We start from the raw sequence: 20,134 nt of genomic DNA on the forward strand, positions 1-20,134 counted from the left end.
ACGTCGGCCGGTGGCCACAGCTGCCCAGCGACAAACTCACAGGAAGCTCACAGTCGGCTGGCAGGTTTACGCCACTTCACAGGTTCACGATGACCACATGGCAATGGCTGCACTACCTGAGAGCGTTCCTGAGGCCCGGGTTCTCGTCGTCGATGACGAGGCCAACATTGTGGAACTGCTCTCCGTGAGCCTGAAGTTCCAGGGGTTCGAGGTGCACACCGCCTCCAACGGGGCGGCAGCGCTGGACAAGGCCCGTGAGGTACGTCCCGACGCCGTGATCCTGGACGTGATGATGCCCGGCATGGACGGCTTCGGCCTGTTGCGGCGCCTGCGCGCCGACGGCATCGATGCTCCCGCGCTGTTCCTCACGGCGCGCGACAGCCTGCAGGACAAGATCGCGGGGCTGACCCTGGGCGGCGACGACTACGTGACCAAGCCGTTCAGCCTGGAAGAGGTCGTGGCCCGGCTCCGGGTGATCCTGCGCCGCGCCGGCCGTGGCGCCGAGGAACCCCGCAACGCGCGGTTGTCCTTCGCCGACATCGAACTCGACGAGGACACTCACGAGGTGTGGAAGGCCGGCGAGCCGGTATCGCTGTCGCCGACCGAGTTCACGCTGCTGCGGTACTTCATCATCAACGCCGGAACGGTGCTGTCCAAGCCCAAGATCCTCGATCACGTGTGGCGCTACGACTTCGGTGGCGACGTCAACGTCGTCGAGTCCTATGTCTCATACCTGCGCCGCAAGATCGACACCGGTGAGAAGCGTCTGCTTCACACCCTGCGTGGTGTCGGCTACGTGCTGCGCGAACCGCGCTGAGCGCTCGACACAGTCACTGCTGATATTTGCCGCCGATCGCGCGAGTTCGGTGGAGAATGCAACCGCAATGACTGAATCATCTTCTGCCGTCGATGTTTGAGCGGGTCGGCCCGGGCCACGGGCGTGGTGTGCCGCTTCGTGTCGGCTTGGTGGCCGCCGCATTGTTCTTGGTGGCATGCGGTCTGTTGGCGTCGGGTGTCGCGGTCACGTCGATCATGCGTCACACCGAGGTCAACCGCATCGATCAGACCCTGCTCGACGCGTCGCGCAGTTGGGCGCAGGCGCCGCGTCAGTCGCCGTCGACACCGGTCGAGGGCCCGAATCCGGCGCGGCCGCCCTCCAATTTCTATGTCCGCGGGGTCGATGCGGACGGGCGCACGTGGATCGCGGTCAACGACCGCGAAGCCGAACCCGATCTGCCAGATGACAACGATGTGGGCCCCGTGCCCGTGACGGTGGGGTCGATCGACAACTCAAAGGTGCAGTGGCGCGCGATGACCGTGCGCGGACCCCAAGACGAATTGACCACGGTCGCGATCGACCTGTCCGACGTGCAGTCGTCGGTGCGAGCGTTGATCTGGTCGCAGGTGGGAATCGGCTCAGCGGTGCTGTTGGTGCTCGGCGTTGCGGGATACGTCGTGGTACACCGCAGCCTGCGTCCGCTGGTCGAGGTGGAGCAGACGGCGGCCGCGATCGCTGCCGGCCAGCTCGACCGCCGTGTCCCGGAACGGGATCCGCGCACCGAGGTGGGCCGACTTTCGTTGGCGCTCAATGGAATGCTGGCGCAGATTCAGCGGGCGGTGGCCGCCTCGGACGCGTCGGCCGAGCAGGCGCGGACGTCGGAGGAGCGGATGCGACGCTTCATCACCGACGCGAGCCACGAGTTGCGCACCCCGCTGACCACCATCCGCGGGTTCGCCGAGCTGTACCGGCAGGGCGCGGCCCGGGACGTCGAGATGATCATGGGCCGCATCGAAAGTGAATCGCGCCGCATGGGGCTGCTGGTGGAGGATCTGCTGCTGCTCGCGCGGCTCGACGCGCAACGTCCGCTGGACCGCCACCGCGTCGACCTGCTGACGCTGGCCACCGACGCCGTGCACGATGCGCAGTCGATCGCCCCCAAACGCAAGGTCACGATGGAAGTGTTCGACGGGCCGGGCACCCCGGAGGTGCTCGGCGACGACGCGCGCCTGCGGCAGGTGCTGGGCAATCTGGTCGCCAACGCGCTGCAGCACACGCCCGAGAGCGCAGGCATCACGGTCCGGGTGGGAACCGTCGACGACAATGCGGTGCTCGAAGTGTGCGACGAGGGACCGGGCATGAGCCAGGACGACGCGCGGCGCGTCTTCGAACGGTTCTACCGCGCGGACACGTCGCGAACCCGCGCCAGCGGCGGTACGGGCCTCGGGCTCTCGATCGTCGACTCCCTGGTGTACGCCCACGGTGGCACCGTGCAGGTCACCACCGCCCCGGGACAGGGCTGCCGGTTTACCGTCAGCTTGCCGCGGATTGCAGATCAGCCAGCGCGGCTTTGATCTTGGCCTGCGCCTCGTCGAGCGACTCCGGTGACGGATTGTTGTCGACGTTGGCGAAGCCGAAATCGGTCAGGTTGTAGGCCGGGAACACGTGGACGTGCAGGTGGGGCACCTCCAGACCGGCGATGATGACCCCGGCCCGCTCCGCGCCGAATGCCTTGCACACAGCCTTGCCGATCAGCTGTGAGACCGCCATGATCCGCCCGAACACCTCGGGTTCGACGTCCTGCCAGTTGTCGATCTCGGCCCGCGGCACCACCAGGGTGTGGCCCTGCGTCATGGGCGCGATCGTCAGGAAGGCCACGATGTCGTCATCCTCGTAGACGAATCGGCCGGGCAGTTCTCCGTTGATGATCTTCGTGAAGACGGTCGCCATGCCTTGAGCATAGAGATAGAGATTGAGACGCCCATCTCGTTGCGCAGGAAACAACCACAGGGTTGACTAGTGGGGCTTAGTAAATTGCACAGAGGAGTGACGAGATCGTGCCCGACGCGGTGAAGAGGGAAGCCGACGGTGACGATCCGGTTGTCCCGGATGCGCGTGACGCTCGATACGAGTGGATCGCCCTGGACGTCCCGGCGGACAACTGGTGGGAGGTCGTCGACCACCCCGAACTCGCCTCGCGGGGGCTCGACGGCTGGACGTACCACTCGTGCACACCGTCGGCGTACGGCGACGATCACGTCGTCCTGACCTACTACCGCGCGCTCAAACTGCCCGTGGTGCACGGCGCACGGCCGACGCATCGCGGCCGCCGATTCGAACGGGGCGCGTGCGTGCGCTGACCGGTCAGGCGCCGGAGATGATCCCGTGCAGTTCGTCGACGGCCCACGGGCCTGCGGTGTGGTGGTCCCGGTAGCCGAGGAATCCCGGTGCGGGACGAGCGAATTCGCCGACGAATCCTCCGGCCGCGATGAAGACCCGGCCCGTCACATCCTTGGCGAGGTCACTCACCAGATAGCCGTAGGTCGGTGCGACGTACTCCGGGGGTGCGGCGTCGAGCGCACCCTGCATGCTCACGTCGTCCAGCATGCCGCGCCGGTTCAGTGAGGCGATGTGCTGCTCATACTCGGCGCCGGTGGACAGCCGGGTCTTGGCGCCCGGGCACACCACGTTCGCGCGGACTCCGAACTCCTTGAGCTCCGCGGCGATTGCGAGTGTCAACCCGTTGACGGCGCCCTTGCCCGCCGGATAGCCCGTGCCGCCGTAATCGCCGAGGAACGCGAATGAACTGGTGTTGACGATGGCGCCGTTGCCCTGCGCGACCATCCGCGGTGCGGCCGCGCGGCATGTCTCGAACACCGTGCTCAGATGCGCGCCGAGCAGTTGATTGAACTCGGCACTGCTCACACTCAGGATCGACGATCCCATGGGTTCGGCCGTGCCGGCACAGTTGATCAGGATGTCGATGCGACCGAACTCGCGGACGCACGCCTCGATCAGAGCGTCGGCGACCGCCGGGTCGGCCGGCGAACCGGCATGTGCCACACCGGAAATCCGTTCGGCCGCGGCATGTGCGGCGCCGGGGTCACGGCCGTTGACCACCACCCCGGCGCCCTGGGCTGCCAGCAGTTCGGCAATCGCCAGCCCGATGCCTCGGGTACCGCCGACGACCACCGCGCCGCGGCCGGCAAGTGGACCGCTAATTGGCGCCTTCCTCAGAGAACTTCATGGCAGCCATGTTCCAGTACCCGCGCAGGTTGGTGATCAGGCCTGCGTCGTCGACCTTGTAGGTGAACACCCCGCGCACCGTTGCGGTGAAGCCATTGGGAAACTTGGTGCGCAGCACCAGGATGTACGCGATCTCGGTGGGCGAGCTGGACGGGAACGCCTCCTCGCACGTGACCGTCAACTCGTTGGGGCCGATGTTGGCGTCGTAGAACGCCGCGAGCGCTTCCTTGCCGCGCACCCCGGTGCCGTCCGGGTTGGTGACGGCCTCGCCGATCGGATCCTCGACCACCACGTCGTCGGACATCAGTGCCAGCCAGCCTTCACGATCTCCGGACTGCACACAGCGCCACGACGCCTGCGACGCCGCCTGTGCCGGCGTAAGTTCCTGGGTTTCGGTCATATTCGTCTCCAAATGGCAGTCAGCGGTCGGCGTCGGTATAGCGGATGACACCGCGGATGTTGCGGCCCTCCAGCATGTCCTTGTACCCGTCGTTGATCTGCTCGAGCTTGTATTGGCGCGTCACCATGTCGTCGAGGTTGAGCTTGCCTGCCTTGTACATCGACAGCAGCTGCGGGATGTCGTAGTGCGGGTTTCCGCCACCGAAGATGGTGCCCTGCAGGTTCTTCTGCATGAGTGTCAGCATGGCCAGGTTCAGGCTGACGTTGGTGTCGAGCAGGCTGCCGATCGCCGTCACCACGCACGTGCCGCCCTTGCTGGTGAGGTTGAGGTAGTTGTCGACATCGGCGCCGTGCAGCTCGCCGACCGTGACGATGACCTTCTTGGCCATCAACCCCCACGTGACCTCGGCGACGCCGGCCATGGCCGAGAAGATGTCCGGATAGACGTGGGTGGCGCCGAACTTGAGTGCTTGATCGCGTTTCCACTCGACCGGGTCGACCACGAAGATGTGCCGTGCGCCCGCGTTGACCGCGCCCTGCAGGGCCGCCATGCCGACGCCGCCGACGCCGATGACGGCCACGTCGTCACCGGGGCGGATGTCGCCCGCGCGGACCGCCGAGCCGTAGCCCGTGGTCACGCCGCAGCCCACCAGGCACGCCACCTCGAACGGGATGGACTTGTCGATCTTCACCACCGAGCTCTTGTGCACCACCATGTACGGGCTGAAGGTGCCGAGCAGGGTCATCGGAAAGACGTTCTGGCCCTTGGCCTGAATGCGGAAGGTGCCGTCGGACACGGCTTGGCCGCCGAGCAGGCCCGCGCCGAGGTCGCACAGGTTGCGCAGGCCGGCCTGACACGACGGACAGCTGCCGCACGACGGGATGAACGACAGCACCACGTGGTCGCCGGGTTCGATGCCTTCGACGCCCGGGCCGACCTCGGTGACGATGCCCGCACCCTCGTGCCCGCCGAGCACCGGGAAGCCGCCCATCGGGATACCGCCGGTGACCAGGTGGTGGTCGGAATGGCACATGCCCGACGCTTCCATCTGGATCTTGACTTCATCCTTGACGGGATCGCCGATCTCGATCTCCTCGATCGACCACGGCTGATTGAACTCCCAGATGAGAGCTCCCTTTGTCTTCATGACGTCCCACTTTCGTTGGAGGCTTCCGGCGACAGACTAAGTTATCTAGGTCACATAAGGAAGATCACATATGAACTGTCGTGGTCACCAGATGGGCACGGGCGCCTGACCCAGTGGGTAGTAGCCGGGCAGCTTCTCACCGGCCAGGCTGCGCTCGATGCGCTTCTGCATACCCGCGCTGAGATCACCCGACTCGATCAGCTTCATGAACATCGACGACACATGACCGAAATCGAAGAAGTCGCGTTGCCATTCGATCAGCAACTGGTCGTTGAGCCGGAACCAGCTGCCGCCGATCCCGTAGATCTCGTCGGTGGTGTTGTCGGCCTTGTTGACGATCTGCTTCCAGAAGCCGACCACCTCGCCCTGCTTCTCGTCGACCAACACCTTCTGGTATTCGTAGACCCAGTTCTCCAGCCCTTCCATCTCCAGACCCAGTGCGACATCGCGGATCTCGTCGCGGCCGACGCACATCACGTCTTCCTTGGGGCCGATGTTCCAGCCGTAGGTCGCGTCGGCGGTGTAGAAGTCGGCCAGCGGTTTCCAATCACCGGCCTTCTCGGCGTCCTTGTTGGCTTGCAGCCAACGGTCGACCCACTGATCGAGTGCTTCGCGTGACGGCATGGCTATTCCTTCTCGGTGATGGACAGTGCTCGGGTAGGACACATTTCGACGGCGCGCTCGACGTCGTCGCGGAGTTCGTCGGGTGGTTCCGGGTCGGTGATCTCGACGATGCCCCGTTTGGGCACCGAGAAGACATCCGGGGCCTCGAGTTCGCACATGGCGTGGCCCTGGCAGAGGTCGGTGTCGACCTCAACGCGATAGCAACCCACGACGCTCATCCCTTCGCGCGTTTGCGGTACCGAACCTTGGCGGGACGTTCCAGCTGGACGACCATCTTCGAGTGGTCGTTGCGGTACGAGTCGGCCGGCTGGGCCATCTCGAACTCATACTCGCGCAACAGGACCGAGAAGATCGCCTTGATCTGCATCTGGGCGAATGCCGCGCCGACACAGCGGTGCCTGCCGGCCCCGAACGGGATCCAGGTCCACCGGTTGACGATGTCGGCCTGCTCGGGCTTGTTGTAACGATCCGGCGTGAACGCGTCGGGATCGGGGAAGTCCTCCGGGATCCGGTTGGAGATCGCCGGCGATGCCGCGACGAAGTCGCCCTTGTGGATCGGGTAGCCCTCGACCTCGAACTCGCCCTGGGCCACGCGCATGAGGATGATCAGCGGCGGGTGCAGCCGCAGTGTCTCCTTGACCACGTTGTCGAGCTTCGGGATCTGGCGCAGCGCATGGAAGCTCACCTCTTGGCCATCGGCGTAGAGCTCATCAAGCTCCTGCTGCACCTCGGCATAAACCTCGGCATGGCGGATCAACTCGATCAGGGTCCACGACGACGTGCCCGAGCTGGTGTGGTGACCCGCGAACATCAGAGAGATGAACATGCCGGTGATCTCGTCGGCGGAGAACCGCAGGCCCCCCTCCTCGTCCTTGATCGACACCAGGACGTCGAGCATGTCCCGGTCCGACTTGTCCTTCGGCGGGTTGGCCAGCCGCTGGTCGATGATCTCCTGCACCAGCGCAACGAGTTTCACCCGGGCCTCGTCGCGCCGCTGGAAGCTCTCGATCGGCAGATACGGGTCGACATAGCACAACGGGTCGGTGCCGCGTTCGAGTTCGTGGTAGTACCGTGCGAACCGGGAGTCCAACTGCTCGCGGAACTTGAGCCCGATCAGGCACGCCGTCGACGTGTAGATGGTCAGCTCGGCGAAGAAGTCCAGCAGCTCGATCTCACCCTCGTCACCCCAGTCGGCGATGATCTTCTTGACCTCGCCCTCGATGGTGGCGGCGTGGGCTTTCATGTGATCGCCCCGCAGCGCCGAGTTGTGCAGCATCTCCTTGCGGCGCTCCGGGCTGGCGTCGAACACGACGCCTTTGCCGAAGATCGGCGTCATGAACGGATAGGCCTCGGCCTGGTCGAGATCCTCGTCGGCAGACCGGAAGAAGAACTCGTTGGCCTCGGCTCCCGACAGCAGGATCACATGCTTGTCGACCAGCTGGAACCAGCCGACGTCGCCGCATTCCTCCCGGACCCGCTTCATCAGCCCGATCGGGTCGGTGCGGAACTCCTCGAGGTGTCCGTGCTCTTCCTCGCCACCCGAGACCCGCTGTACTTCCTTGAGGGCGTTGCTCATTGGTTCGGCATCCCTTCTTCCCCGAGGGCGAGCTTCTGGCGGTCCTTGACGGCGGCGAGCGGAGCCTCGGGCTGGATCTCCAGGTTTGCGATGAATCCGCCGCGGGGTGTCTCGGCCACGAACGTGATGGCCCGGGCCAGGTCGGCGGCCCGCAGGAAGTAGTCGTGGCGGGCCTGCCCCCACTTGGCCCAATCCTCAAGGGCCGGACCGATCTTCTCCGCGGACAGGCTCCAGCCCATCGAGGTTCTGGTGGGCCCCGGATGCACGATCGACGCACGCACACCGGTGCCTTCGAGCTCCATCTGCAGGTTGGTCACCATGGCCACCAGCGCGGCCTTGGCAGCCCCGTAGGCGCCCATGTGGGGACGTTGGCGCAGGGCCACGTCGGAGCCGACGAAGATGACGTCACCACGCTGGCGTTCGACCATGGCGGGCAGCACCGCGGTCGCGATCCGGTTGGCGCCGATCAGGTGGATCTGCACCTGCTCCTCGAACTCGGTGGTGCTCATCTCGTGCAGCCGGCCGAAGTTGGTGTCGCCGGCACCGGCCACCAGCAGCTCGATGTCGCCGAGAGCCTCGGTGGCGCCGTGCACGAACGACTTCACCGAATCGGCATCCGTGACGTCCAGGGGCAGCGCGATCGCCTCGCCGCCATCGGCCTTGATCTGGTCGACGAGCTCCTGGCACTTCTCCACGCGACGCGCGCCGAGCGCGACCGGGAAGCCGTGCGCAGCCAGTTCGGTCGCGGTCGCGGCACCGATCCCGGAGGAGGCGCCGGCCACGATCGCGGGCCGGCGGGCGGGGTGCGGTTCAAAACGGGCCATTTAGCGTTTCTCCACTGTGATGGGTTTCAGCGGTGGGACACCGCAATGGGCAGATGCGCGAATCCTCGTACCGAACTGGAATGCACCCGTACGGCTGCGGATTCATCCACCTCGTATCCGCGGATTCGTTTGAACAGCTCGGCGAGCGCCACCCGGGCCTCCATGCGGGCCAGGTGCGCGCCGAGGCAGAAATGCGCGCCACTGCCGAAACTGACCAGCTTGGAACCGATGTCTCGGCCTATGCGGTACTCGTCGGGATTCTCGAAGACCCGGTCGTCCCGGTTGGCCGAGCCGGCCAGCAGCAGCAGCACGTCGCCCTTCGGGATGGTCGTGTCGTAGAGGGACAGATCCTCGGAAACGAGGCGGGCCAGGATCTGGCTGGACGTGTCGTAGCGCAGCGTCTCCTCGACCCACGGCGCGATGAGATCGTGGTCGTCGAAGACGGGTGCCAGCTGATCGGGATTCTTGGCGCCCCAATAAGCCGCGTTGGCAAGGAGTTTGGTGGTGGTCTCGTTGCCGGCGACCACCATGAGGAACAGGAACGCCATGATCTCGTCGTCGGTGAGCTTGTCACCGTCGATTTCGGCTTCGATGAGCGCTGACGTGAGGTCGTCGCTGGCCTGCCTTCGGCGTTGCTTGACCATGTCGGCGTAGTACACGAGCAGTTCCGCAGAGGCCTGCATCGCGGAGGCGGGGACGTCGGCGACCCCGTCCTCGCGGTGCATGACACCGTCGGCCAGTGCCCGGATGCGGACCCGGTCCTCGTCGGGCACACCCATCAGTTCGGAGATGACGTCCATGGGCAGCTTGCCGGCGAATTCATCGACGTAGTCGAAGGTTTCGTGCTGCAGCGCGGCATCGAGGTGCTGGACCGCGATCTCGGTGACGCGGCCCTCGAGCTCGCGGATGCGCCGCGGCGTGAAGCCCTTCGACACCAGGGTGCGCAACCGAAGATGGGCCGGATCGTCCAGTGCCAGAAACGACATGACCCGGTGGGCTTCGTCGTTGCGGGAGATGGGGTCCAGCGAAACGCCGTGCCTGTTGGACAGCGCGGTGCTGTTCCTGAAGCCCTGCAGCACATCCTTGTGCCGCGACAGTGCCCAGAAGTTGAGGTCGTCGTTGCGGTACAACGGTGCCTCGTCACGCAGCCGGCGGTAGTACGGGTACGGGTCTTCGTGGAAGTCGTAGTCGTACGGGTCGAATACCAGATCGACGGTTTCCAAGCTCATTGGTCCTCTCCCAAGATCAGACCGACCACGTATGTCAGCCGGTCGGCAATCTGGTGGTAGGTGAACGCGCCGCTGCCGGCATTGACCAGCGCGCCGAAGAAGGTCATCTCCAGGGCCGAGACGACGCGGGGGTCGGCATCGGGGCCCACCGCCGACCGGATGCGCCGGTGGATCTCCGCGCCGATGCGATCGCGCACCTTGCGGACCGCTGGGTCGCTGCCACCACCCAGCAGGGCCGTGGTGCACGCGGCCGCGACTTCGGGTTCGTCGGCGACGACGAGCGTCAGAGCACGGACCGCCTTGTCGACCCGCGTCGTCATCGAGTCGTTGACATCGGTGAAGTACGGCACCTGGCGCACCAGGTCCAGGTACACCTCGGCGATCAGGTGGTTCTTGGACGAGAAGTAGGTGTAGGCGGTTGCCGGCGCGACTTTGGCCCGCGCGGCGACGGCCCGGACGGTCAGATCGGCATACGACGATTCCCGCAGCATCTCGATCCCTGCCGCGAGCACTTTGCGGAAGGTCTCCTCCTGGCGCCGGTTGCGTGGCGTCTCATCGGAGTCTGCGGCGGATTCTGTGACTGCTGCCACTGCATCGCTGGACACATGTCCAAGTTATCCGACGATGTGGACCCTGGGCAAGTGCGCACGGTGAATACGCTGCTAATGACGCAGTTTTCCGCGGTCGGGCGCACGCTGACGGTACCCGGTCTTGCGGCGCCGCGATGAGTGCGGCTATCGTTCGTGACGAGACAGCCGGACAGTTGTCCAGAAACCCTGAAGTGGAGTTCGCCGATGCCGGTACTGGCCGATCGCCAGAGTCAACTACTCATCGACGGCAAGCTCGTCGCCGGGCGCGGCGGCGTGTTCGACACCGTCAACCCCGCGACCGAAGAAGTGCTCGGCGTCGCTGCCGACGCGACCGCCGAGGACATGAGCGACGCCATCGAGGCCGCCCGCCGTGCCTTCGACGACACCGGCTGGTCGACCGACACCGAACTGCGTGTGCGGTGCCTGCGTCAGCTGCGCGACGCGCTGCGTGAAAATGTCGAGGAATTGCGGGAATTGACCATCGCCGAGGTGGGCGCTCCGCGCATGCTCACGGCAGGCGCTCAGTTGGAAGGCCCCATCGACGATCTCGCGTTCTCCGCCGACACCGCGGAGAACTACCGGTGGCGCACTGATCTGGGACACGCCACACCGCAGGGTATTCCGACCAACCGCGTCGTGGCGCGGGAAGCCGTCGGCGTCGTCGGCGCCATCACGCCCTGGAACTTCCCGCATCAGATCAACCTGGCCAAGGTCGGGCCGGCCCTGGCCGCCGGGAATACGCTCGTGCTCAAGCCGGCCCCGGACACACCGTGGGCTGCCGCCGCCGTCGGCCAGATCATCGCCGAACAGACCGATTTCCCCGCAGGCGTGATCAACATCGTCACGTCGAGCGACCACTCGGTCGGTGCGCTGCTCTCGAAAGACCCACGCGTGGACATGGTTTCGTTCACCGGCTCGACGGGGACCGGGCGCGCCGTGATGACAGACGCCGCGCTGACGCTGAAGAAGGTGTTCCTCGAGCTCGGCGGCAAGTCGGCGTTCCTGGTGCTCGACGACGCCGACCTGGCCGGGGCGTGCTCGATGTCGGCGTTCACCGTCGCGATGCATGCCGGGCAGGGCTGCGCGATCACGACGCGTCTGGTGGTTCCGCGGACGCGGTATGACGAGGCGGTCGAGATCGCCGCGGGGACATTGGGTTCGATCAAACCGGGCGATCCCAACAGCAAGCGCACGGTATGCGGGCCGCTGATCTCGGCGCGCCAACGCGACCGCGTGCAGTCGTATCTGGACCTGGCCGTACAGGAAGGCGGCCGGTTCGCCTGCGGCGGAGGTCGTCCCGCCGACCTGGACACCGGCTTCTACATCGAGCCGACCGTGATTGCGGGGCTGGACAACTCGGCCAGGGTTGCGCGCGAAGAGATCTTCGGCCCCGTGCTGACCGTGATCGCCCACGACGGAGACGACGATGCCGTACGCATCGCCAACGACTCGCCGTACGGGTTGTCCGGCACGGTGTTCTCCGGTGACGATGCGCGCGCCCAGGCGGTGGCGTCGAGGATGCGCGTCGGCACCGTCAACGTCAACGGCGGCATCTGGTACTCGGCCGATGCGCCGTTCGGCGGCTACAAGCAATCCGGAATCGGCCGCGAGATGGGCCTGGCCGGCTTCGAGGAATACACCGAAATCAAGACGATCGCCACGTTGGCGCAGTAGAGCGCAGTAGAGGAGAGCTCAATGGGACAATTCGATGACAAGGTGGCCATCGTCACCGGGGCCGGCGGGGGCATCGGGCAGGCTTACGCCGAAGCGCTCGCGCGTGAGGGCGCAGCAGTCGTGGTGGCCGACATCAACACCGAAGGCGCGCAGAAGGTTGCGGACGGCATCAAAGGTGAGGGCGGGTCGGCGCTCGCGGTGCGCGTCGACGTGTCCGACATCGACTCTGCTCGCGACATGGCGGCCCAGACTCTTTCGGAGTTCGGCGGCATCGACTACCTCGTGAACAATGCCGCGATCTTCGGTGGCATGAAGCTCGACTTCCTGCTGACCGTCGACTGGGACTACTACAAGAAGTTCATGAGCGTGAATCTCGACGGGGCCCTCGTGTGCACGCGTGCGGTGTATCGCAAGATGGCCAAGCGCGGTGGTGGGGCGATCGTCAACCAGTCGTCGACCGCGGCGTGGCTCTATGCCAACTACTACGGCCTGGCCAAGGTCGGCATCAACGGTCTCACGCAGCAGCTGTCGCGTGAACTCGGGGGACAGAACATCCGCATCAACGCCATCGCACCCGGGCCGATCGACACCGAGGCCAACCGGACCACCACGCCCAAGGAGATGGTGGACGACATCGTCAAGGGAATCCCGTTGTCCCGCATGGGACAGCCGGAAGATCTCGTCGGCATGTGCCTGTTCCTGCTCAGCGACCAGGCCAGGTGGATCACCGGGCAGATCTTCAACGTCGACGGCGGACAGATCATCCGCTCATGAGTGCCGACGAGCGCTCGCGCGAGGAGCCGACCAACACTGTCAGGTACGGCTATATCGGCCTTGGCAACATGGGCGCCCCCATGGCCAAGCGGCTGGTCGAGTGGCCCGGTGGCGTCGTCGTGTACGACGTACGGGCCGAGGTCATGGCGCCTTTCGGAGAGCTCGGCGCGACATTGGCGGGTGATCTGGCCGACGTCGCCGACGCGGACATCATCAGTGTCACGGTGCTCAACGACGAGCAGGTGCGTTCGGTGGTCGCCGAACTCGCCGCACATGCCAAGCCGGACACCGTGATCGCGATCCATTCGACGATCAGGGACACCACGGCCGTCGAACTGGCCGCCCAGCTGAAGCCGCAGGGCATCCATGTGGTCGACGCGCCGGTCAGCGGTGGCGGGGGAGCCGCCGAGAAGGGTGAGCTGGCGATCATGGTTGGCGCCGAACGTCCCGTCTACGAGCGGGTCAAGCCGGCGTTCAAGCAGTTCGCGTCGATGGTGATCCACGCCGGTGAGCCTGGCGCGGGCACCCGGATGAAGTTGGCCCGCAACATGCTGACCTTCACGTCGTACGCCGCGGCGTGTGAGGCGATGAGGCTGGCCGAAGCGGCCGGGCTGGATCTGCAGGCGCTGGGCCGGGTGGTGCGTCACACCGATGCGCTGACCGGCGGCCCCGGCGCCATCATGGTGCGCGACGACATGTCCGAGTTGGCACCTGACCACTGGTTGCACGATGCGTTCGCCCACACCCGCGGGCTCGGTGAGAAAGACTTGAGCTTGGCGCTCGGGCTCGGTGAGGTTGTGGGAGTGGATCTTCCGTTGGCCCAGGTGGCCCTGCAGAGGCTCGCTGACGGCCTCGGCGTACCGCACACGAAGGAGTGACCGGCATGGATGAACTGCGCGCCAAGGGCCTGGCCAAGATGAACGAGGTCTACGGCTGGGAGATGCCGAACATCGAAGGGGATCCGTACTTCGATCTGACCGTCGACCACTTGTTCGGGACCATCTGGAGCAAGCCCGGATTGTCCATGCGCGAGAAGCGGTTGATGACCCTGTCGGCGGTGACTGCGCTGGGTCTGCAGGATCTCGCCGAGGTCCAGGTGAATGCCGCGATGCTCAACGGTGAGTTCACCGAAGAGGAGCTCAAGGACATCGCGATCTTCCTCACCCAGTACGTGGGTTTTCCGCTCGGATCAGGTCTCAATGGAACGGTGTCAAAGGTTGCGGCCAAGCGGCGCAAGGCCGCCGAGAAAGGGCTTGACGAGGACCGGCGGGCCAATGTGAACGCCGCAGTCAAGATGAGCACCGGGAGCGAGCTTGACGACAAGTAGATACGCCTCGCTGTCCCATGACGAGCTGGTGACGCTGGTTCCAGAGCTGCTGTTGATCGGTCAGATGATCGACCGCTCCGGAATGGCCTGGTGCATATCGTCTTTCGGCCGGGAGGAGATGCTGCAGATCGCCATCGAGGAGTGGATGGCGTCGAGCCCCATCTACACCAAGCGGATGCAGAAAGCGCTGAAGTACGAGGGCGTTGACGTCATCACGATCTTCAAAGGTCTGCAGCTCGACATCGGTGCGCCGCCGCAGTTCATGGATTTCCGCTACACCGTGCACGACCGGTGGCACGGCGAGTTTCACCTCGACCACTGCGGGGCACTGCTCGACGTCGAGCCGATGGGCGACGAATACGTGCGCGGCATGTGCCACGACATCGAAGACCCCACGTTCGACGCGACCGCACTGGCCACCAACCGGCGTGCGCAGATCCGGCCGATTCATCGGCCGCCGCGTATCCCGGCCGACCGTCAGCCGCACTGTGCGTGGACCGTGATCATCGACGAGTCCTACCCCGAGGTGCCCGATCTCCCCGCAGCGGACGTGATCCGCCGGACCCGGGCTGCGCAAACGCAATTGGATGCCATCGATACGTCCGATGCGGGTCAGTCGGACTATTCCGGCCCGCTGCTGTCGGATTTCGACTTCTCCGCGTTCTCGCATTCGGCGTTGGTCCGCATGGCCGACGAGGTGTGCCTGCAGATGCACCTGCTGAACCTCTCGTTCGTGCTCGCGGTGGGGAAGCGGGCCGGGACAGATACCGCGCTGGCCACTGACATCTGCACCAAGCAGCTCATCGGAGTGGCCGGGCTCGGCGCCGAACGGATTCACCGGGCTCTCGGCCTTCCCGGCGGCATCGAGGGCGCTGTGCGGGTGCTCGAACTGCATCCGCTGCTCAATCCCGCGGCTTACGTCGACGCTTCGTTCGGCCCGGATACCGTGTCGGTGCGTCGTTCCCCGGCCCATGAGGATGGCGCTTGGGTGTCCTTGGTCGGTCCCACCGAGACCCGGCCCTTGCGGGCGATCGTCGCCGCGGTCGATCCGCATCTTTCCGTCGAGGTGCTCGGTTCGGATGCCGAGTGGACCGCACGTGTTGTCGAAACCGGTGAGGTGGCAAAGGAATTCGGTGAAGTCGCGGTGGCGAAGGTCAGCGGGGGAGCCGGGTTTGTGTTCGAGCCGCGGAGGTCGTTGCCGTTGACGGTGGTATAGCGGACCGTCACTGCAGTCACTTGTGCACCAGCCGGGCGATGGTAAATAGGTTTCGGACTGTGGTACCACATGCGGTACCACGCTTCGAGTTTGGTGCACGGTCGCGGAGCATCCGGCGCTTAGGCTTGGACGATGGGAGTGCGCTGCGGTCATCGTTCGATGGGTGCGCTGGTGCTCGTAAGTGACAAACCGGCGACGAGCACGGTTTGCCCCTCTCATCTCAGCCATCGCCTCGCCCAGGGTGAAATCCCCACAGCCGCGAATCATGCACGCTAACAACAGTTCTGACGCAGTAATCAAGGTTGGCCGCGGGAGGGAAGGTGCCAGCAGTTGCCAGCCTCTCGTAGCGCCCTGAGTTTGGTCCATGGAGCCTGGACCAGTGAGAAAAGTGTCACCGTGCCCTGTGCCGCCACATACGATGGGTGGATGGCATTCGGGGGATGTTCAAAGCGGCGACGCGCGGTTGTTGCACTGGTCTTTGGTATGGCTGTTCTCCTGACCGGTTGCCGAGCTTCGGTGACGGATAATGCTGAAGTTACCTCGACGGCAGAGACACCGGCGCAGGATATTTCGCGTTTGGCCGATATAAAGGATGATCTTCCATCGGGGTACAACAGCCAATGGTTCCCGTCGAGTGTGTTGAACGAGCAGCAGGCGGCGAACGCCGATGATGTCGCAAGCGTAGGCATGCTTGTGACGGTCGATCCTCCAGCTTGCGTTGCATTGATGAAGCCTGTCAACGTTGCGGCGGGAACCGAGTCTGCCGCGCTCCGTGCGTATGGTCCCCAGGAAGAGCAGATTTCCATCGGTGCCATGAGATCGAATCGCCCGCTCCAGGCAGATGTTCCCAGCGCCGGTTGTGATCGAATCTCCTTTGAAGGTACAGACTCCCGAGCACGGGGAACAGTCGACAGATTGCCTGCACCAAAGATTGACGGTGCCACCACCGCCGCCGTGAGAGTCGAACAAGACGGCGCGCCTGAAGTTGCTGACTACGTCTACTACGCGATAGATGGTGATCAGACGTTTGTCTCGGTTCATGCGCGCGTCGATGTCAGTTCCGGATCTCAGGAGATGTATGCCGACCTCCTCGTCAAGTCGGTCGCGGCAGTAAGGGGCGAGTGACATAGTGTTGTCCCGCAGAACCACTACTCTCGTGTAACTCCGCCCGGGCTCTTCGCTGTCGGCGAGAATGGGTTGGGCACATACACACCGGTCCCTTGCCCCAACTCCATCTCCCACGGCATAGCCAGGCCACCAGGTCGAACCGAAATCTTGTTGAGGTCAAACGGCACCTGCGGCGGTTTCTGTTCAAAACCTGGGTAGTCGGGGTTTGGAATCCACACGCCGGCGCCCGGTATGAGTTCGGTTTCCCACGGCTCTCCGAGGCTGCCGGGGCCCCGATCCACGATGTCGGCGAGGTCGACTGGATGTTTGGGCGGATGTGGCTTGTAGGTCGGGCTGGCCGGGTCCGGAACCCACACTCCGGACCCGGGAACCAGCTCCTTGTGGCCAGGAGGCCCGAGTGCCCCGGGTGGATAACGCTTGATGTCATCAAAGTCGAGGATCGCAGGCTGGCTGGTGGGGGCTGGCCCCTCCTTCAAACCGAGGGCATCTGCGGACTGCTCGTCGGTGCCCTTCTTGTTCTGGTCTCCGCCAATCTCGTCGTACTCCCGACCGATGCCGCGGATGCGCTCGCCGATTGCGTTCATCTGGTCGTTGGACTGTTGGATGATTTCGCTGATCTGGCTGAGGCCCTTGCTGGCGATGGCGACCTTCATGGTTTCGCCGGATCGGTCGCTCGGGGCTGACGCGGCGGCACTGGCCACCCAGTCCCGGATCTGGTCGAGGTTCTGGCGACCCGCAGTCACCACCCCGGCGGTCTTACTGACTTCGGCGGCCATGCGCTGGTCGAGATCGGCGAGCTTGCCGTAGGTGGCCGCGTGCTGCGCATTCTTGGCGGCGTAGGCGTCGGCGGCAGGCCCCTGCCATCGTGAATCGGGGGCGGCGCCTTGCACCGAGGACTGCAGTTGGCGCAACTGGTTGCTCTTGTCGAATTCGGAACCATCTTGCGGCACACCGGAACCGAACGATTCGCGCGCCTGAGACCACGTCGAATAAAAGGCGTCGATCGCACTCACGGTTCTGGCACCCCCGGTCTCTAGGCCGTATTCCAGTCTAGGTGCCGGCCCGGTGGCCCATTGACACGAAGTTGTGCGGATGCCCGTTGCGCCGCGGGATCACCGAGGCGGAGGTGCCTGGGGAGCTATTCCGTCCGGGCACTCGCCGCACCGACGACGGCGCTGCCGACCCACCGACGCAGGTACGCCCGCAGTTCGGGACCGGTGCGCGGAGGTCGGCCGGGATCGATGACGAACGACTGGATGATGCGCAGCAGGTGCTCGGCGAGCTCGTCGAGATCGGTGTCGGTGAACCCCAATCCCTGCCAGTCGACGTCGAACCGGCGCAGCACGGCCCGGGCGAAATCCACGGCCATGTCCGAGGTGACCGACTCGGTGTGCGAATCGGCCCGCCCCGGCGCGATGAGCAGCCCGATGTGTTTGTCTTTGGGCAGCCATTCCAGGGCCGTCGCGATCGCCTCGGTGACGGCCTCGACCGGGTCGGTGATGCCCGCGAGATGCGCGGCCAACCGGTCGAGGAAGTCGCTCGCGGCGTGTACCGCCGCAGCCACCAGCAGCGCTTCGGTGCTGGGAAAGTACCGGTAGACGGTCTGTCGGGTGACACCGAGCGTGCGGGCGACGTCGGCGATGGAGAAGTCGGCGCCGCGCTCGTCGATCGCCTTGCCTGCCGCGGCCAGGATGCGTGCCACGGCCTCCTCGTCAGTGGCCGGTGCTGAACCGGCCCAGCCATGGGTGCGCACCCGGGAATTGTAGCCAGCTAACGGTACGAGACCTGCAGATCCTTGACGCCGTTGATCCAGCCGGACCGAAGCCTCTGGGGCTCACCGAGTTTGGAGATGTCCGGGATCTGGTTGGCGATCTCGTTGAACATCAGCTTGATCTCCATGCGGGCCAGGTTGGCGCCGATGCAGTAGTGCGCGCCGTTGCCGCCGAAGCCCAGGTGCGGGTTGGGGTCGCGCAGGATGTTGAATTCGAAGGGGTTGTCGAAGACAGATTCGTCATAGTTGGCCGAGCTGTAGAACAGTCCCACGCGTTGCCCGGCGCGCACCGTCACGCCGCCGATCTCGGTGTCGGACAGTGCGGTGCGCTGGAAGCAGTGCACCGGCGTGGCCCACCGGACGATCTCGTCGACCGTGGTGGCAGGCCGCTCGCGCTTGAAAAGTTCCCACTGGTCCGGGTTTTCGAAGAACGCGTTCATCCCGTGCGTCATGGCATTGCGGGTGGTTTCGTTGCCCGCCACCGCCAGCAGGATCACGAAGAACGCGAACTCCACGTCCGTGATGCCGCCCCCGGCGCCATCTTCGATGTCGGCCTGCACCAGCCGCGTCACGATGTCGTCGGCCGGGCACTTCCGGCGCTGCTCGGCCATGTTGTACGCATAGCCCATGAGCTCGGCGTTGGCCATGGTCGGATCGCTGTCGAAATCGGGATCGTCGGTGTTCATGATCGCGTTCGTCCAGTGGAAGAGCTTCTCGCGGTCTTCCTCGGGCACACCGATCAAGTCGGCGATGGCCAGCAGCGGCAGGCTCATCGCGATGTCGTCGACGAAGTTGCCGCTGTCCTTCTCGGCGGCGGCGGCCACGATCTCGCGGGCGGCCACAGCGAGCTTCTCCTCGAGCGCGGCCACCGAACGCGGCGTGAACAGCCGCGACACCAGCTTGCGCAGCCGGGTGTGCTCGGGCGCGTCGTGGTTGATCAGCAATGCCTTGGTGAGGTCGAGCTGTTCGGACGTGACGCCCTCGGGCAGCCGCATCACGGCCCCCTTGGCGTTGGTCTACTCGCGCACGACGAAATCCCTGATCAACGCATTGACGAGGGTCGGGTTCTCCAGCGCGGCCAGGTGCGCGACGCCGTCGAGCACCGCGATCTCGGCGCCGGGGATCGCGTCGGCCATCGCGATGGTCTCGTCGAGTCCGAACGTCGCGTCCTCGGTTCCGGCGACCACCAGCACCGGTGTCCGCACGCGGGACAGCAACTCGCGCTGATCCGGACGCTGTGGCACCACACTGGTCACGGCCCACGCGCTCGATTCGACGTCGACGCGGCGCGCCGCATCCCGCACGAACGCGACCACGTCGGGCCGGGTTCGCATGGTCGTCGGGCCCAGAAACGCCTTGAGCACCGAGCGCGTCAGCGGACCGCGGATCCCGCCGAGCGCCTTGGCGGTCCGCAGCAGCAGCCCGTACTCGAGCCTTTGGCGCCGCCCGGCGGCCGAAGCCGTGCAGTTCATCAGCACGGCCCTGCCGATGCGTTCGGGGTGCAGCGCGGCGAATGTGCCGCCGATCATCCCGCCCCACGAATTGCCGACGAAGTGCGTGCGCGTGACACCCACGCCGTCGAGGATCTCGGCGACGGTGTGTGCGCAGTCCGTGAAAGTGAAAGGCGCGGTGAGCTTCTCGCTGCCGCCGTGGCCCGGTGGATCGACCAGCACGACGCGGTGCGACGGGCTGAACTCCGCCGCCTGTCCGGCCCACATGTCACCGGTCATCAACAGGCTGGGCCAGAACAGGATCGCCTCGCCGTCGCCGAAGACCCGGACCCGCAGCCGGCCCAACCTGGTCGGTAGCCGCAATTCCTGCATACCCGCC

General features: G+C 65.4%; 22 protein-coding genes and 1 pseudogene. 9 read left to right on the forward strand and 14 right to left on the reverse strand.

The window, feature by feature from the left end; genetic code table 11:
* Positions 1-97 precede the first annotated feature (97 nt).
* Together G6N67_RS17520 and G6N67_RS17525 are read left to right on the forward strand one after the other, a co-directional pair.
* Complete coding sequence (locus tag G6N67_RS17520; RefSeq protein ID WP_036429954.1) at positions 98-817, forward strand: response regulator transcription factor; 720 nt, start codon at positions 98-100, stop codon at positions 815-817.
* Positions 818-909: 92 nt separating this feature from the next.
* Positions 910-2,352, forward strand: coding sequence for a sensor histidine kinase (locus G6N67_RS17525; RefSeq protein WP_036429952.1), 1,443 nt, complete (start codon positions 910-912; stop codon positions 2,350-2,352).
* On the opposite strand, the gene G6N67_RS17530 is transcribed toward G6N67_RS17525, so the two are convergent.
* On the reverse strand, positions 2,312-2,728 hold the full coding sequence (locus G6N67_RS17530; RefSeq protein ID WP_036429951.1) for an HIT family protein: 417 nt from the start codon (positions 2,726-2,728) through the stop codon (positions 2,312-2,314). The genes G6N67_RS17525 and G6N67_RS17530 overlap by 41 nt on opposite strands.
* Positions 2,729-2,835: 107 nt before the next feature.
* Here G6N67_RS17530 and G6N67_RS17535 point away from each other — a divergent pair, with 107 nt between their 5' ends.
* On the forward strand, positions 2,836-3,138 hold the full coding sequence (locus tag G6N67_RS17535; RefSeq protein WP_036429949.1) for a hypothetical protein: 303 nt from the start codon (positions 2,836-2,838) through the stop codon (positions 3,136-3,138).
* A 4-nt stretch (positions 3,139-3,142) separates the two neighbouring features.
* Here G6N67_RS17535 and G6N67_RS17540 read toward each other — a convergent pair whose 3' ends face one another.
* The 9 genes from G6N67_RS17540 to G6N67_RS17580 all read right to left on the reverse strand — a co-directional run bounded on the left by G6N67_RS17540 (position 3,143) and on the right by G6N67_RS17580 (position 10,429).
* Positions 3,143-3,970 (reverse strand): SDR family NAD(P)-dependent oxidoreductase, encoded by an 828-nt coding sequence (locus tag G6N67_RS17540; protein WP_036429947.1) that lies wholly within the window; start codon positions 3,968-3,970, stop codon positions 3,143-3,145.
* Positions 3,971-3,995: 25 nt separating this feature from the next.
* Positions 3,996-4,424, reverse strand: a complete 429-nt coding sequence (locus G6N67_RS17545) for a nuclear transport factor 2 family protein (protein ID WP_036429945.1) — start codon at positions 4,422-4,424, stop codon at positions 3,996-3,998.
* A gap of 19 nt (positions 4,425-4,443) precedes the next feature.
* Positions 4,444-5,571 (reverse strand): NDMA-dependent alcohol dehydrogenase, encoded by a 1,128-nt coding sequence (locus G6N67_RS17550; RefSeq protein WP_036429942.1) that lies wholly within the window; start codon positions 5,569-5,571, stop codon positions 4,444-4,446.
* 84 nt (positions 5,572-5,655) lie between these two features.
* On the reverse strand, positions 5,656-6,195 hold the full coding sequence (locus G6N67_RS17555) for a nuclear transport factor 2-like protein (protein WP_036429940.1): 540 nt from the start codon (positions 6,193-6,195) through the stop codon (positions 5,656-5,658).
* A 2-nt stretch (positions 6,196-6,197) separates the two neighbouring features.
* Complete coding sequence (locus G6N67_RS17560) at positions 6,198-6,404, reverse strand: ferredoxin Fdx (RefSeq protein WP_036434743.1); 207 nt, start codon at positions 6,402-6,404, stop codon at positions 6,198-6,200.
* A 5-nt stretch (positions 6,405-6,409) separates the two neighbouring features.
* Positions 6,410-7,771, reverse strand: coding sequence for a lanosterol 14-alpha demethylase (locus G6N67_RS17565; RefSeq protein WP_036429938.1), 1,362 nt, complete (start codon positions 7,769-7,771; stop codon positions 6,410-6,412).
* Entirely contained in the window at positions 7,768-8,595 is an 828-nt protein-coding gene (locus tag G6N67_RS17570; protein ID WP_036429936.1) for an SDR family oxidoreductase, read from the reverse strand. The genes G6N67_RS17565 and G6N67_RS17570 overlap by 4 nt, the downstream gene beginning before the upstream one ends.
* A 26-nt stretch (positions 8,596-8,621) precedes the next feature.
* Entirely contained in the window at positions 8,622-9,824 is a 1,203-nt protein-coding gene (locus tag G6N67_RS17575) for a cytochrome P450 (RefSeq protein WP_036429935.1), read from the reverse strand.
* Positions 9,821-10,429, reverse strand: coding sequence for a TetR family transcriptional regulator (locus G6N67_RS17580; RefSeq protein ID WP_036429933.1), 609 nt, complete (start codon positions 10,427-10,429; stop codon positions 9,821-9,823). The genes G6N67_RS17575 and G6N67_RS17580 overlap by 4 nt, the downstream gene beginning before the upstream one ends.
* Positions 10,430-10,618: 189 nt before the next feature.
* Between G6N67_RS17580 and G6N67_RS17585 the strand changes: the two genes are divergently transcribed.
* The 6 genes from G6N67_RS17585 to G6N67_RS17610 all read left to right on the forward strand — a co-directional run bounded on the left by G6N67_RS17585 (position 10,619) and on the right by G6N67_RS17610 (position 16,530).
* Positions 10,619-12,088, forward strand: a complete 1,470-nt coding sequence (locus G6N67_RS17585) for an aldehyde dehydrogenase (protein ID WP_036429931.1) — start codon at positions 10,619-10,621, stop codon at positions 12,086-12,088.
* Positions 12,089-12,109: 21 nt separating this feature from the next.
* On the forward strand, positions 12,110-12,862 hold the full coding sequence (locus G6N67_RS17590; protein ID WP_036429929.1) for an SDR family oxidoreductase: 753 nt from the start codon (positions 12,110-12,112) through the stop codon (positions 12,860-12,862).
* Positions 12,859-13,740, forward strand: a complete 882-nt coding sequence (locus G6N67_RS17595) for an NAD(P)-dependent oxidoreductase (RefSeq protein ID WP_036429927.1) — start codon at positions 12,859-12,861, stop codon at positions 13,738-13,740. The genes G6N67_RS17590 and G6N67_RS17595 overlap by 4 nt, the downstream gene beginning before the upstream one ends.
* 5 nt (positions 13,741-13,745) lie before the next feature.
* Positions 13,746-14,189, forward strand: coding sequence for a carboxymuconolactone decarboxylase family protein (locus tag G6N67_RS17600; protein ID WP_036434741.1), 444 nt, complete (start codon positions 13,746-13,748; stop codon positions 14,187-14,189).
* Positions 14,176-15,405: a hypothetical protein gene (locus tag G6N67_RS17605; protein WP_036429925.1), complete on the forward strand. Its 1,230-nt coding sequence runs from the start codon at positions 14,176-14,178 to the stop codon at positions 15,403-15,405. The genes G6N67_RS17600 and G6N67_RS17605 overlap by 14 nt, the downstream gene beginning before the upstream one ends.
* Positions 15,406-15,831: 426 nt before the next feature.
* Complete coding sequence (locus G6N67_RS17610; RefSeq protein ID WP_131524585.1) at positions 15,832-16,530, forward strand: DUF5642 family protein; 699 nt, start codon at positions 15,832-15,834, stop codon at positions 16,528-16,530.
* Positions 16,531-16,553: 23 nt separating this feature from the next.
* On the opposite strand, the gene G6N67_RS39020 is transcribed toward G6N67_RS17610, so the two are convergent.
* From G6N67_RS39020 to G6N67_RS17630, 4 genes and pseudogenes are all read right to left on the reverse strand, one after another.
* Complete coding sequence (locus G6N67_RS39020) at positions 16,554-17,546, reverse strand: EspA/EspE family type VII secretion system effector (RefSeq protein ID WP_220101421.1); 993 nt, start codon at positions 17,544-17,546, stop codon at positions 16,554-16,556.
* A gap of 125 nt (positions 17,547-17,671) precedes the next feature.
* On the reverse strand, positions 17,672-18,286 hold the full coding sequence (locus tag G6N67_RS17620) for a TetR/AcrR family transcriptional regulator (RefSeq protein WP_036429923.1): 615 nt from the start codon (positions 18,284-18,286) through the stop codon (positions 17,672-17,674).
* A 17-nt stretch (positions 18,287-18,303) separates the two neighbouring features.
* Positions 18,304-19,320, reverse strand: a pseudogene (locus tag G6N67_RS17625) (cytochrome P450); the annotation flags it as partial.
* Positions 19,321-20,127: an alpha/beta fold hydrolase gene (locus tag G6N67_RS17630; RefSeq protein WP_036429921.1), complete on the reverse strand. Its 807-nt coding sequence runs from the start codon at positions 20,125-20,127 to the stop codon at positions 19,321-19,323.
* Positions 20,128-20,134 lie beyond the last annotated feature (7 nt).

Origin of the sequence: Mycolicibacterium mageritense, assembly GCF_010727475.1 — a bacterium.
In the GTDB taxonomy this organism is placed as follows: domain Bacteria; phylum Actinomycetota; class Actinomycetes; order Mycobacteriales; family Mycobacteriaceae; genus Mycobacterium; species Mycobacterium mageritense.